12 protein-coding genes are annotated in these 12,642 nt (G+C 69.8%); 3 read left to right on the top strand and 9 right to left on the bottom strand.

Annotation, left to right across the window (positions count from 1 at the left end; genetic code table 11):
* Positions 1–41: 41 nt before the first annotated feature.
* The 9 genes from ACFY2X_RS12685 to ACFY2X_RS12645 form a co-directional block, all read right to left on the bottom strand.
* A complete protein-coding gene (locus ACFY2X_RS12685; protein ID WP_389936692.1) occupies positions 42–2,942 on the bottom strand; it encodes a CDP-glycerol glycerophosphotransferase family protein in 2,901 nt (966 codons plus the stop codon).
* Between the two features lie 66 nt (positions 2,943–3,008).
* Entirely contained in the window at positions 3,009–3,329 is a 321-nt protein-coding gene (locus ACFY2X_RS12680; protein WP_389936689.1) for an MGMT family protein, read from the bottom strand.
* Positions 3,317–3,685, bottom strand: a complete 369-nt coding sequence (locus ACFY2X_RS12675) for a hypothetical protein (protein WP_389936684.1) — start codon at positions 3,683–3,685, stop codon at positions 3,317–3,319. The genes ACFY2X_RS12680 and ACFY2X_RS12675 overlap by 13 nt, the downstream gene beginning before the upstream one ends.
* A 148-nt stretch (positions 3,686–3,833) precedes the next feature.
* A complete protein-coding gene (locus tag ACFY2X_RS12670; RefSeq protein WP_389936680.1) occupies positions 3,834–5,054 on the bottom strand; it encodes a S8 family serine peptidase in 1,221 nt (406 codons plus the stop codon).
* On the bottom strand, positions 5,051–6,004 hold the full coding sequence (locus tag ACFY2X_RS12665) for a hypothetical protein (RefSeq protein WP_389936678.1): 954 nt from the start codon (positions 6,002–6,004) through the stop codon (positions 5,051–5,053). Before ACFY2X_RS12665 ends, ACFY2X_RS12670 begins: the two co-directional genes overlap by 4 nt.
* 134 nt (positions 6,005–6,138) lie before the next feature.
* The gene (locus ACFY2X_RS12660) at positions 6,139–7,353 is read right to left on the bottom strand and encodes a S8 family serine peptidase (protein WP_389936675.1); all 1,215 of its coding nucleotides are present in this window, start codon (positions 7,351–7,353) and stop codon (positions 6,139–6,141) included.
* Positions 7,347–8,081 (bottom strand): hypothetical protein, encoded by a 735-nt coding sequence (locus ACFY2X_RS12655; RefSeq protein ID WP_389936672.1) that lies wholly within the window; start codon positions 8,079–8,081, stop codon positions 7,347–7,349. Before ACFY2X_RS12655 ends, ACFY2X_RS12660 begins: the two co-directional genes overlap by 7 nt.
* A 152-nt stretch (positions 8,082–8,233) precedes the next feature.
* Positions 8,234–9,415, bottom strand: coding sequence for an adenylyltransferase/sulfurtransferase MoeZ (gene moeZ / locus ACFY2X_RS12650; protein WP_389936669.1), 1,182 nt, complete (start codon positions 9,413–9,415; stop codon positions 8,234–8,236).
* Between the two features lie 80 nt (positions 9,416–9,495).
* The gene (locus ACFY2X_RS12645) at positions 9,496–10,431 is read right to left on the bottom strand and encodes an alpha/beta fold hydrolase (RefSeq protein ID WP_389936666.1); all 936 of its coding nucleotides are present in this window, start codon (positions 10,429–10,431) and stop codon (positions 9,496–9,498) included.
* 283 nt (positions 10,432–10,714) lie between these two features.
* Here ACFY2X_RS12645 and ACFY2X_RS12640 point away from each other — a divergent pair, with 283 nt between their 5' ends.
* The 3 genes from ACFY2X_RS12640 to ACFY2X_RS12630 all read left to right on the top strand — a co-directional run bounded on the left by ACFY2X_RS12640 (position 10,715) and on the right by ACFY2X_RS12630 (position 12,519).
* Positions 10,715–11,113: a hypothetical protein gene (locus ACFY2X_RS12640; RefSeq protein WP_389936663.1), complete on the top strand. Its 399-nt coding sequence runs from the start codon at positions 10,715–10,717 to the stop codon at positions 11,111–11,113.
* A gap of 372 nt (positions 11,114–11,485) precedes the next feature.
* Positions 11,486–11,842 (top strand): hypothetical protein, encoded by a 357-nt coding sequence (locus tag ACFY2X_RS12635; RefSeq protein ID WP_389936660.1) that lies wholly within the window; start codon positions 11,486–11,488, stop codon positions 11,840–11,842.
* A 317-nt stretch (positions 11,843–12,159) separates the two neighbouring features.
* Complete coding sequence (locus ACFY2X_RS12630) at positions 12,160–12,519, top strand: hypothetical protein (RefSeq protein ID WP_389936657.1); 360 nt, start codon at positions 12,160–12,162, stop codon at positions 12,517–12,519.
* Positions 12,520–12,642 lie beyond the last annotated feature (123 nt).

Genomic DNA, 12,642 nt, shown 5'->3' with positions numbered 1-12,642 from the left:
AGGGAGCCTTTCCGAAGGCGCCCTGAGGCCGCCAGGAGGCGTCAGGAGGTGAAGACGTGGTCGACCAGCCGGACGGTCGCCTTGCCGTCGTCGCGGGGCGCGTAGGTGCGCTGGAAGCGTTCGTACCGCTCGGCGTGCGCGGCGCTCACCTCGTCGATCGTCCGTATCGCCTCGATCACCTCGGCTCCGGTGGACAGCAGCGGGCCGGGGGCCTCGGCGGCCAGGTCGAGATAGAGACCTCGCTTGGCCGAGTAACGCTGCAGGTCATGGGTGAAGAAGAGCATGGGCCGCCCGGTCGCGGCGAAGTCGAACATGACGGAGGAATAGTCGGTGACCAGCACGTCGGCGACCAGCAGCAGATCCGCTATATCCGGGTAGGTAGTGACATCGAGTCCGAACCCCTCGGGCATGTTGGGCGCCGCCTGCATCGAGTGCGCCCTGATCAGGAACTCGTGGTCGGGGCCGAGCACCCGCCGCGCCTCGCTCAGGTTCAGCCGGAGCGAGGCGTTCTTGCGGTCGTAGTCACGGAAAGTCGGCGCGTAGAGCACCAGCTTGACGCCCTCGGCGATGCCGAGCCTGCGGCGCACCCGCGCGGCCAGTTCGTCCCTGTCGGGGGACGACAGCACGTCGTTGCGCGGATAGCCGCTTTCCAGGACCTCGCCCTGGTAGCCGAACGCCCGGCGCAGCACCGGGGTCGCCCACGGGCTCTGCGAGATCAGCAGGTCCCAGCCACGCACCTCGGCGGCCTGGCGGTGCCAGGCCGGTGGCCGCGGGTCGCGGGACATGTGCGGCAGGTCGTTGCCCAGACGCTTGAGCGGGCTGCCGTGCCAGGTCTGCACGACCATCTGGTCCTCGCGCGCCCGGAACCACGGCGGCAGGAAGCCGTTGGTCACCACATGCCGCGAGCGCGCGAGCGCGGCGTAGTGCTCGCGGCTGCCCGCGCGCACCACGGTCGGCCGGATCTCCGGGCCGAAGCCGAGCTCCGACGACCCCGGCGGAACGAACGCACCGTCCTTGACCACCCAGATGTGCTCGCGATCGTCGCCGCGCCGTACTCGCTCCTCGTAGATCGCGCGGACGTTGCCTTCGTACTGCCGTCCGTCGTAGGCGACGTAGACGGTCGCGTCGGTCAGCTCGGCGGTCCGCTGGGCCGGGTAGAACGAGCGTTGCAGCGCGTACAGGCCACCCGCGCCCCGCTCGTCGTCCGGCCGGCTCTCGGCGACGGTCAGCACCGGCACGTCGAACCGGGTGGAGACCAGGCGATACTCCCGGCCGTCGCGGACCTTCGGGTCCTCGTCCAGCGAGTCGAGGATGGCGTGGTCGACGCGGACCGGCACGGTCTGCCCGGAGGAGTCACGCACCGCCATGCTCCAGGTGCCGCTGCCCAGCGGCACGGTCTGCCCGAAGCGGGGCATCGCGGCCGGCGCGAACCGCACCGAGAAACGGGAGTCCGCCCGCTCCAGCGCCACCGCGTGGATCAGCCCGCTACGGTGCCGGAGCGTCAGCTCGGCCGGCTCGGAGCCCGGGTAGGAGCCTTCGAGGGTGAGCGTGCCGTCCTCGCCCCAGGTGGCCGCGGAGATGACGGGACGGATCCGGTGCGCGGAGACGATCACGCGGTCGCGCCGGTCGCCCAGGACGGTGATCTCCCGCTCGCCGACGACCGAGCGGCTCTCCGCGGCGCCGCCGAGCATGACGGCGGCCGCGGGGTCGCCCTTGGGCTCGATCCAGAGTCTCCCGCCGTCACGCTCCTGCAGCAGCGAGGGTACGGCGAGCGGAATGACGACCTCGGTGCCCCCCTCCAGCGGGGTGAAGTCAGCCGATATCCGGTGGCCGTCCAGACGCGCGTGACCCCTGCTGTCCGGCTTGCCCGGCAGGAACACCTTCAGCTCCAGCCGGTCGCCGTCCAGCCGCACCCCGGTCAGCTCGGCCCGGGTGGGCTGCAACACCACCTGGAGCGCCCGATCGGAGGTCCAGACCGGGCGAACCCACCAGCGGTCGCCGAGATCCCATCCGGAAGGGCGCTCCGTGCGGCCGGTGGAGGGACCCCGGAGCAGGCCGGTGGCGCGGGCGCCCCGGCTCCAGATCACGATCTCGGCACGCCAGGTGGTGGTGTCCCGTACGGTGGCGCGGCGGCGGAGCAGCCGCTTGCCGCCGCGCACGACGGCCCGCACGGCGGCACGCCAGCGCAGCGCCCACGGGTTCAGCTCGGCGACGAAACCGGACCAGTCGTAGTTGCAACCGGCCTCGTAGGCTCGGTAGGTGGCCTCCGGCTGGAAGACCCGCCGGGTGCGCAGCCGCACCGGCGGCAGCCAGCGAGGGCCGCGCAGCACGACGGTGGCCCGGTTGAAGCGGGGCCCCCGGACCGAGAGCCCCGCCAGGTAGGCATGACCGCTGATCCGCAGCCGCCCGCCGGACCAGGAGATGCTCTCGACCTGGGTCATCGGGGTCAGGTCGGCCGCGCGCAGCCGGAACATGCTTTCCGGAAGCTCGTCGCGGAAGGGAAGGTCGGCATACCAGCGCAGGTTCTTGCGAATCCGCTTGGACGGCTCCGCGGCGGCCGTGATGATCTTCTGCAGTGCATCGCCGTCGGCGAGGTCGTCCACCTCCCGCTGCTCGACCAGGTGGAAGGCGATCCTGCGGGCCACCGGCAGTTCACGCTTCACCCGCGCGTCGACACCGGCGAGATAGGGCTTGAGGAGCGTGACGAACTCGCGGCGGCGGGCGGCGCCGCGCTTGACCGCCAGATCCAGGCGCGAGCCGAGTGGACCGGCCAGGGCGTCGGCGTCGAACCGGCGGCGCTGGTCCGGTGTCAGCCCCTCGGCCAGCACCGCCGCCATGATCGATTCGAGCGGCTCGCCCCGATCGCAGAGATCTTGAACGACTCGTAGGCGGTCGACGGCGGGATCGCCGCCGGCTCGCGCGGGGGTGGCGCCGCTGGCCATGGAGAAGGCACCGCCTTTCGGACAGACCGCTTTCCTACGCCATGGTAGTGGGCCACGAAGAACCAATTACGCCGTGTTTTCCGGCGTTCCATTCCATCTCGCCGTGCGCATGTCCGCGCGGGCGCCCCTCAACGGGGTCCGCTCCTCATGCCATTTGGCCAGACACCTCTGCTCGTGGCCCGGCGGAGGGGTCCCATCGGCATGAACGACACGCCACCAGGGAACGCCGCCACCCCAAACGGACATGACTCTCCCGACCTGGCGCGGCCCACCTTCTCCGAGATATTCGGCGATGTCGCCGTAGGACATCACCATGCCCCGCGGGATGCGCTCGACCAGGTCGAGCACCTGCTCCGCGTACGGAGTCGGGAGGCCTACCGGCTCCATAGGGCTGGTCCGGCCGCGAGAATCTCGTCGAGCTTGCCGAACTCGTAGGCCGTCGAGCCGTTCAACTGCTCGACCATGCCGTCACGGAGCGCATAGGACTCACCGTCCTCACCGACCAGGCGCGCGCTCAGCAGCGCCGCCATCCGCGCCAGCTGAGCCACCTGCCAGTCGGAAGCGGGCGTACCGGACAGATTGCCGTTCCAGACGGCGATGGCATGGACCCCGTCACCATGGCGCCCCAGAACCTCGCCCGACTCCTGCGAACCGCGGAACTCGAACCCCGCCTGCCCCAGCACAGTCGCGAGTTCCGCGAAGGTGAGAGGCGCCGGGCGCTCCATGCGCAACTCGTACCCCATGACGGGCGACCCTAGCGAATCTTCGACGGCCGCCGGTGCCCGGAGGCCGACATCCGCTCGACCGCGTCCGAACAGTGTCCAAAAAGCGTTTGAATCGAATTCAATTCCGGGAACATCCCCGGCTCGCATTCGCGGTCGCGTCGCCCGCTCACACACCGGCTCGTTCCTCGGCGTCGCGCTCCCGGCCGGCCCGCTCAGGCCGCCGGGCGAGCATCGCCACGGCCCCTCCGAACGCGAGCAGACCGCCGAACACGCCCGCGCCGTACAGCCACAGCCGGAACGGGTCGGGGCCGGGCGGGGTGAGCTCCCGGGGCGGGAAGTCCTTGCCGAAATGCCCGCTCTCGGCTGCCGGGCCCTCCACCGCACTCCTGAGCAGCTCTCCCGCCCTGGCCAGCGCTGCCCCGGCGTCGACCACGCCGAATCCGACGTGGTCGTCGTATCCGGCGGTGGGAACGGATTTGGCGGTGGAGGTCAGAGCCCGCGAAACCATATATGGAGGAATGTCTGGATATTTAGCCTTTATGAGTGCGACCACTCCCGCCACCAGCGCGGTCGCCGAGCTGGTCCCCTCCGAAGAGCCGTAACCCCCGCCGGGGACCACCACCGGCACGTTCACGCCCGGCGCGGAGACCAGGACCGACAGGTTGTCACTGCTGAACAGGGCCGGCTTGCGCGCGGAATCAACCGCTCCCACTCCGATGACCCCGGAGTATCCGGCGGGGAAGTTCCAGAAGGAGGTGGCGTTGTTGGACGCGTATTCGGAGTCGCCGTCGTTGCCGACGGCCGCGACCAGCACCACTCCCCGGGACAACGCGTAGGAGACCGCCTCCCGCTCGGCCTTGTGCGGCCCGTAGGCGCCCAGCGACATGCTGACGACCTTGGCCCCGTGGTTGACGGCGTAGCGGATCGCGCGAGCCAGCGGGCTGTCGTTGGGCGTCCGCACGTCCACGTCCGGTGAGATGGAGCCGTCCCCCTCTTTCTTCTGCAACACCAGTGGCAGCGAGAGGATCCGCACCTCAGGCGCGATCCCGAGGAGACCGCCCTTCCCGTTGCCCGCCCCGGCGATGAGCGACGCCATCGCGGTGCCGTGCCAGCCCGCGGCGGGCCTGTCCCTGTCCAGCTTCACCGAACCCATGTCGGGCCCGTAGACGACTTTTCCGCGCAGCTCGGCGACGTCTCCGTCCACCCCGCTGTCCACCAAGGCCACGGTGACCCCCGCACCCCTGGTGACCTTCCAGGCCTGCTCGACGTTCATCGTCTCCAGCACCCAGCGCTGCTCATCCCGCACGTCGGCGGCCCCCACCGGCACGGAGACCGTCAAGGAGGCCGCCACCAGGGCGCCCGCCGCCCAGAAACGCCGCCGCCTCAACACACGTTTCCCTGGGTGCATCGGGGCACGGCGTTGGGCTCGTCGCCCAGGGCGTGGGCGATACGGCCGGCGATCGCCTGGGCCGTCGGCCACAGCTCGCTGTGCAGGATCTCCTCCGGAGAGATCGACTCGCGGGTGCGCCCGTCGGCGTAGCCGGCGGTGGAGAAGACGACGTAAGGGCCGACCGGGATCCAGGCGTTGCGCTGCCGCTGGGCGGCGCCGAACAGCTCGCTCGCCGTGCCGGGGAACGCCACGGGCCGCACCCCCACCCGGTCGTCCACGGTCATCTGCGAAGTCGCGGTGACCCGTTTCTCCTCGTCGTCGAGCACGGCGATGCCCACGGTGATGACGAACGTGGAGGTCTGGTCCACGTATGTGGCGCGCAGCAGCGTGCGGCAACCGGACTCACCGAGTATCGAGCCCGTCGGTGCGTCCAGGCCGGATCTGCAGGAGGTCTCGGGGGCGACGCCGATCCGCCGGGCGTACTGCTGCGCCCGGCCGAGGCCGATGTATTGCAGCTCCGTCGGAAAGACCAGATCCGCGGACCAGGCGTGCCAGCGCCCGGCGATCTCCTCTTTGATGTAGCGGGCCTGTTCGGCGGCCGTCAGCGGACGAGCCCTGGTCTCGCGGAACAGCCCGACGGTGCCGGTCAGCACATTGCTCACGGCGATCGCCAGGATCATGCCCAGCAGAATCAGGAAGATGGTACGAAACCGGATGCCCTGCTCCAGGGTCATCCGCTCGGCGCGCTCCACCGCCATGCGGTTGCGGGCCCCGGCCGGCCAGGCCCGGACCCGGACTCGCCTCGCGGCGGACGGAGGCGCGCGCCGCACTCGGGCGCTGCCGCCGCCCGGCACTCTGGAACCCGGCGGCGGCCAGCCACCACGGGCACGGGGCGCCGAGGCTTCCAGGTGCCGCTCTGGCTCCTGGGACCGCCCGGGCTTCGACATACTTCGATGCTACGTCGCAGGGCCCCGCCGCCCTATCTCTGGAGTGTGTTTATGCCGGAGGCCTTCATGCGAGACGGTCGCCCCGCGCCTCCCCCGGTCAGGCCGTCGCGCCCCGGTCAGGAGGCGACCGGGCCTCACGTGGCCTCCTCGGACGCGTTCGCCGATCGCGCGCGGCCGACGAACACGGCCACCACCGCCAGGGAGACGACCGCGCAGAGCCCGGCGACCACGGCCACCCCGCCGTACAGGGTTATCTTGTGCCGGTCCCGGTGGATCACCTGTACCGGCCCTGCCGCCCGGCCCAGCGGGCGGGCGGGATCCTGGCTGCCGGCTCCCTTCGCGGTGAGGGTGTGCCGGGAGATCCTGGCGGCCTCGGCGAGCGCCCGGGAGGCGTTGACCACGCCGAACCCCATGCCGGTGTTGTAGCCCCCGGCCGGGCGCCGGGTCGCCCCGGCGCTGAGCGCCTGCACAACCAACGCGGGCGACATTTTCGGATATTTCGCCTTAATAAGGGCGGCGACGCCAGACACCAGCGCGGTCGCCTGGGAGGTGCCGCGGCCGACCCAGTACTCATCGCCGGGACCCGCGCCGAGGATGTCCACCCCGGGCGCGGCCACCAGCACCGAGGGGTTCCAGTTGGAGAACGAGGCCCTGCGCAGTCTCCGATCCGCCGCCGCGACCGAGACCACACCGGGGAAGGACGCCGGATAGGAGTAGGGGGCGTAACCGGTGGAGTCGGGCTTGCCTGCCCCCTCGTTCCCCGCCGCCGCGACGAGCACGACCCCCCGGGAGATCGCGTAGTGGATCGCCGCCCGCTCCTCCTTCGTCGCCAGCTCCTTGGAGATCGACATGTTGATCACATCCGCGCCATGGTCCACGGCGTATCTGATGCCCCTGGCCACGACGTTTTCGAAGCGTTCCGCGGTGTTGAACTCCCGGAAGCCCGGCTCCTCGTCCTCAAGGATCACCCGCACCGACAGCACCCTCGCCTTCGGCGCCACGCCGATCACCCCGTCGGCTCCGCCGGGACCGTGCCCGTGCCCGGCGATGAGCGACGCCATGTAGGTGCCGTGCAGCCGCAGGGGGGCCACACCCGGCGGGTTGGCTCCCGCCGTGAAATCCCTGCCCTCGGTCACCGAGCCCACCAGGTCGCTGTGGTCCGGGTCCACCCCCGAGTCCAGCACGGCCACGGTCACGCCCTTGCCCGTGGACGTCCGCCAGGCGCCGGACAGGTCGAGGGTCCGCAGCACCTGCCGCTGGCTGCCCCGCACATCGTCGGCGTGCACCACGGGGGCCGCGCCCAGAGCGATCAGGGCGAGCAGCCCGGCGACACCCGCCCGCCTCAGCATCGCCACTCCTCGGAGACGCAGTCGGGCCGTACGGGCGTGGACAGATCGGCGAGGATCCGGTCGGCGATGTCGCCGGTGAAGGCGAACAAGGCCGGTCGCTGCTCCCCCACGGCCTTGGCGGGACGGCCGTCGACCTGACCTGCCGTGGTCATCACCACGTACGGCCCGGCCTGCCGTACCAGGCTGCTCTGCCGCTCCGCCTGGCCGAACCGGTCGGTGACGGTCCCGGGAAAGGCCAGGGCCCGCAGACCCGGTGAGGGACGGCCGTCCCTGGGCAGCGCCGCCCTGGCCTCGGCCGCACCCGTCTCTCCCGCGAAGGCCGCCACGCCGACGGTGACGACGACGCCCTGGAGCGCGTCAAGATAGGTGGCGCGCAGGACGCCCTGGCAGCCCGCCCGCCGCAACGCCTTCCCCAGCGCGGCGTCCACCGCCCTGTCACAGCGGGTCTCCGGCGAGATGCCCACGCGGCGGGCCTTCTCCTCCCCGCCCTGCTCGGCGGCGTAACGGATGGTCTCGGGGAAGATCCGTCCGGCGGGCCACGACTGCCAGCGCCGGGTCATCTCGTCGATGGCGGCCCTGTCGAGCTCCGCCGAGCTCGGGCCACGGGTGAGTTCCGCCCCGGCGGCGCTTGACGCCACTGCGGCCACGGCCGCGCAGATCAGCGTCAGAACGGACGCCACGATCAGCACCGGCCAGGCATGCCGCCGCTGATCTGGCACTTCGTTCACGCCCTCGACCTTAATGCGGCGAGGAGGGTGGCATCCGCCGTTCCGTCCGGATCCAGGGGCTCTTCCCGCGATTCTCCCCTCAACGACACGACGCCCCGCGGAGCGGAGGCTCCACGGGGCGTCGCCGTACGAGGCCGGTGAGGCTGGTAGGCCTAGTAGGTCGGCAGGCTGGGGTCGACCGTCTTGATCCAGCTCAGCACGCCACCGCCCACGTGGACGGCGTCGGAGAAACCGGCGTTCTTGACGATCGCCAGGACCTCTGCGGACCGGGCACCCGACTTGCAGTGCAGGACGATGCGCTTGTCCTGAGGGAGCTTCTCCAGCGCGGAGCCGTTCAGGAACTCACCCTTGGGGATGAGCACGGCGCCGGGGATGGAGACGATCTCGTATTCGTTCGGCTCGCGGACGTCGATCACGTAGATGTTCTCGTTCGCGTCCTGCATGGACTTGAGGTCGCTCGCGGTGATCGTGGAACCGGAGGCGGCCTCCTGGGCCTCCTGGGAGACCGCTCCGCAGAACGCCTCGTAGTCTTCCAGCAGCTCGGTGACCGTCGGGTTCTTCCCGCAGAGCACGCACTCGGGGTCCTTGCGGACCTTGACCGAGCGGTATGTCATCTCCAGGGCGTCGTAGATCATCAGACGGCCGACCAGCGGCTCGCCGATGCCGGCCAGAAGCTTGATCGCCTCGTTGACCTGGATGGAACCGATGGACGCGCACAGCACGCCGAGCACGCCGCCCTCGGCGCAGGAGGGAACCATGCCGGGAGGCGGGGGCTCGGGGTAGAGGCAGCGGTAGCAGGGACCGTGCTCGGCCCAGAACACGCTGGCCTGGCCGTCGAAGCGGTAGATCGAACCCCAGACGTACGGCTTGCCGAGGAGGACGGCCGCGTCGTTCACCATGTAACGGGTGGCGAAGTTGTCGGTGCCGTCCACGATCAGGTCGTAGCCGGAGAAGATGTCCATGACGTTGTCGGTGCTGAGCACCTCGTTGTGGACGATCACGTTGACCAGCGGGTTGATCTCCTTGACGCTGGCCGCGGCGCTCTCCGCCTTCGGACGGCCGACGTCCGACTGGCCATGGATGATCTGGCGCTGCAGGTTGGACTCGTCGACGACGTCGAAGTCGATGACGCCGAGCGTGCCCACACCCGCGGCCGCGAGATACAGCAGCGCGGGGGATCCCAGGCCGCCGGCGCCCACACAGAGCACCTTGGCGTTCTTCAGGCGCTTCTGCCCGGCCATGCCCACGTCGGGGATGATCAGGTGACGCGAATAGCGGCGCACCTCGTCGACTGTCAGCTCGGCTGCCGGCTCTACCAGCGGTGGCAAGGACACAGTTCTGCTCCCATTTCAGGGGATCTTCACGGTACGGCTAGCACAGCACGCACCACTCACAACTTAATGTGACGCCCCGGTCATTCCCCAACCGAGAAGGGGGAAGTCTCACCGATCGAGATAGAGGACGCCTCACCGATGAGACGCCGTGCCTCGCGGGCCACCGTCCCGGGGAGCTCCATCTGCGCCACGTGCCCGGCGTCGTGCAGCAACACCAGCCGCACGTGCGGGAACGTCCGCCCCGCCCGAGCCGCCATGCGCGGGTTGACGAGCCGGTCGTGGCGACCGTGGATCACCAGCGTGGGGGCCTCCACCTGGGCGGCCTGTGACCACAGGCTCTCCGCGCCGCGCCTGAAGTATTCGGCGACGATTCCGCGCGCCGAGTTGATCAGCGCCGCTCCCGCGTATTCCAGGCCGTCGCGCCGCCGCAGCTCCTCGACCGCCTCCCGGAGCCGCTCCGGGTGGACCCGGCCGAGGTCGGCGTAGCACATGCCGAGCGTGGCGTTGAGCCTGCGCTCGGCGGGCAGGACGCGCAACCGCTCGAAGGCCCACTCCCCGAGCCCGGGAACCGCGGACAGGGCCACCCGCGCCGGGCCGTACCTCGGGAGCAAATCGGGCAGGGCCGGTGAGATGAGGATCAGCGAGCGGACCAGGTCCGGGCGGGTCGCGGCGACCCGCACCGAGACCGCGCCACCCAGGGAGTTGCCGAACAGGTGGACGGGAGCGGTGGAGACCCGTTCGATCAGCGTGGCGACGGCTCGGGCGTGGGCGTCGATGGAGTAGTCGCGGCCGGGCGGCTCCGGTGAGTATCCGGCCCCCGGCAGGTCGATCGCGTGACCGGTGACCACGTCGGACAGCTCGCCCATCAGGTCGGTCCAGTTGGTCGCCGAGCCCGCGAGGCCGTGCACGTAGACGGCGGTCTCGGTGGGGCCGGGCGGGGTCGACCTCACGTGGACCCGCTGTTCCCCCAGGTCGACCAGCTCTCCGGGCCAGCTCGGAATCGGCTCGACACTCACGCGTCCTCCTTTGTTCGCCTTCTGTTTCGACGATAGCTCCCCGCCCAACTGATCACACAAAAGCGACATCAAAGACATTTCCCAGCAAAACAATTAATACGTGTCCAACGTCGTCAATAAAGAGATAAGCAGAGAGTAAAAGCCGCCAATCTCCGTTTGTCGCCCGGCATGGGAGGAAATCAAGACCCCGACGGGATGGCCCATTACCGGCCATCTCGGGCATTTTTCAAGTTCTGGAAAATGTCGAGAACGGGGCAACCGATCCTTTCAAGGGGGAAACGCAATGCCCAACTCCAGGAGCGTCCTCGCGGGGCTCGCCATCAGCACGGCGTTGGCCGGCGGAATCGTCAGCCTCGGCGCGGCGACCACCTCGACCGCCGCCAACGCCGCCGTGGCCGCCCAGACCACCGTCGGCTTCCAGACCGGCTGCGGCTGCGGCTGCAACCGGAACTGGCGCTGGGGCTGCGGCTGTGGCCACGGCTGCGGTTGCGGCCACCGGGGCTGCGGCCGCCAGCGGATCAAGATCCGCGTCATCAACGTGAACAACAACCACCTGCGCAACGTCCAGGACCAGGACCAGAAGCAGAAGCAGGACGAGTGGCAGTGGCAGTGGGAGAAGCAGCACCAGTACTCCTACCCCTACTACTACGGCAACGGTGGCGGCGGCGGCACGACCCCGTGATCGCTTAACCGCGATCGCGCTCTGATTCGAGCGCGGAACCTGGTCGAACCCAGACGACCAGTCTCGCCAGGCGACCACACGCGACCGGACTCGCGGTTGCCGTGAGCTCCGGCCCATGGCGGAAGGGCCAGGGTGCCCGTGTTCGACGAAAACCGGCGTTTCCCCGCAGGAAGACGACGACCACACAAAGAACACGGGCACTCCACCCGAGCTCCGAAAACCACTCACTGGTCGGGCGTGAGGCTGATCCTGCCCGGCATTCCGGACGAGGGCTTCACCGGACGCGAACCCACGGAGACCTCGCGCCGCGAAAACCGATTTACCCCATCACGGCAGCAATGCCGAATGGCGCACCTCAAGGGGGAAAACACCATGTTCAAGAGCGTCCTCGCGGGGCTCGCGGTCAGCGCCGCGCTGGCCGGCGGCCTCGTCAGCCTCGGCGCGTCGACCACCTCCGTCAACGCCGGCACGGCCGTTCAGATGGGCTGCGGTCACGGCTGGGGCTGCGGCGGCTGCGGCGGCGGGCACTGCCACAACCGCCACCGCAACCGCGTCAGGGTCAAGACCGCCAACGTCAACAACAACAACCTGCGCAACGTCCAGGACCAGGACCAGAAGGAGAAGCAGGACCAGTACCAGTGGCAGTGGCAGTGGCAGAAGCAGAAGCTGCCGAAGCCCGTGGTCACCATGACGACCTACGCGCCTCCCACGAACGGCGCGTCCCAGTGATCGCTGAGCGGCGGATCGCGCTCTAGCTCAAGCACGGAACGTGGTCACACCGGCTGACCACACGCGACCGGACCCCCGGTCGCCGCGAGCTCCGGCCCATGGCGGAAGGACCAGGGTGCCCCGTTCTCCGAACACCGGCACTTCAAAAAGAGCTCTCGAAATCCACTCACCGGCCGGGCGTGAGTCAATCCTGCCCGGCATTCCCAACGAAGGCTCCATCGGACGCGAATTCCCGGAGCCCTCGTCACGCAAAAAACCGATTTACCCCATCGCGGCAGCAATGCCGAATGGCGCACCTCAAAAAAGGGGAAAACACCATGTTCAAGAGCATCCTCGCGGGGCTCGCGGTCAGCACCGCGCTGGCCGGCGGCCTCGTCAGCCTCGGCGCGGTGACCACCGCCGCCACCGCCGGCACGGCCGTTCAGATGGGCTGCGGTCACGGCTGGGGCTGCGGCGGCGGCTGCGGCGGCGGGCACTGCCACAGCCGCCACCGCATCAGGGTCAAGACCGCCAACGTCAACAACAACAACCTGCGCAACGTCCAGGACCAGGACCAGAAGCAGAAGCAGGACCAGTGGCAGTGGGAGTGGCAGTACCAGAAGCAGAAGCACTACGGCTACCCGTACTACTACGGCGGCGGCTCCGTTCCTCCCGTGGGCGGCGAGACGAACCCGTGATCGCTGAGCGGCGGATCGCGCTCTAGCTCAAGCACGGAACGTGGCCACACCAGCTGACCACACGCGACCGGACCTCCGGTCGCCGTGAGCTCCGGCCCATGGCGGAAGGGCCAGGGTGCCCGT

This window comes from Streptosporangium sp. NPDC000396 (genome assembly GCF_042898655.1).
Lineage (GTDB): Bacteria > Actinomycetota > Actinomycetes > Streptosporangiales > Streptosporangiaceae > Streptosporangium.
Note: the sequence above shows the minus strand (reverse complement) of the source record. Positions and strands in the feature narration are given on the sequence as shown.

Coding starts and splice junctions, on each gene's coding strand:
- ACFY2X_RS12685 (WP_389936692.1), bottom strand. CDS start 2,942: ATGGCCAGCGGCGCCACCCCCGCGCGAGCCGGCGGCGATCCCGCCGTC.
- ACFY2X_RS12680 (WP_389936689.1), bottom strand. CDS start 3,329: ATGGAGCCGGTAGGCCTCCCGACTCCGTACGCGGAGCAGGTGCTCGAC.
- ACFY2X_RS12675 (WP_389936684.1), bottom strand. CDS start 3,685: ATGGGGTACGAGTTGCGCATGGAGCGCCCGGCGCCTCTCACCTTCGCG.
- ACFY2X_RS12665 (WP_389936678.1), bottom strand. CDS start 6,004: ATGTCGAAGCCCGGGCGGTCCCAGGAGCCAGAGCGGCACCTGGAAGCC.
- ACFY2X_RS12660 (WP_389936675.1), bottom strand. CDS start 7,353: ATGCTGAGGCGGGCGGGTGTCGCCGGGCTGCTCGCCCTGATCGCTCTG.
- ACFY2X_RS12640 (WP_389936663.1), top strand. CDS start 10,715: ATGCCCAACTCCAGGAGCGTCCTCGCGGGGCTCGCCATCAGCACGGCG.
- ACFY2X_RS12635 (WP_389936660.1), top strand. CDS start 11,486: ATGTTCAAGAGCGTCCTCGCGGGGCTCGCGGTCAGCGCCGCGCTGGCC.
- ACFY2X_RS12630 (WP_389936657.1), top strand. CDS start 12,160: ATGTTCAAGAGCATCCTCGCGGGGCTCGCGGTCAGCACCGCGCTGGCC.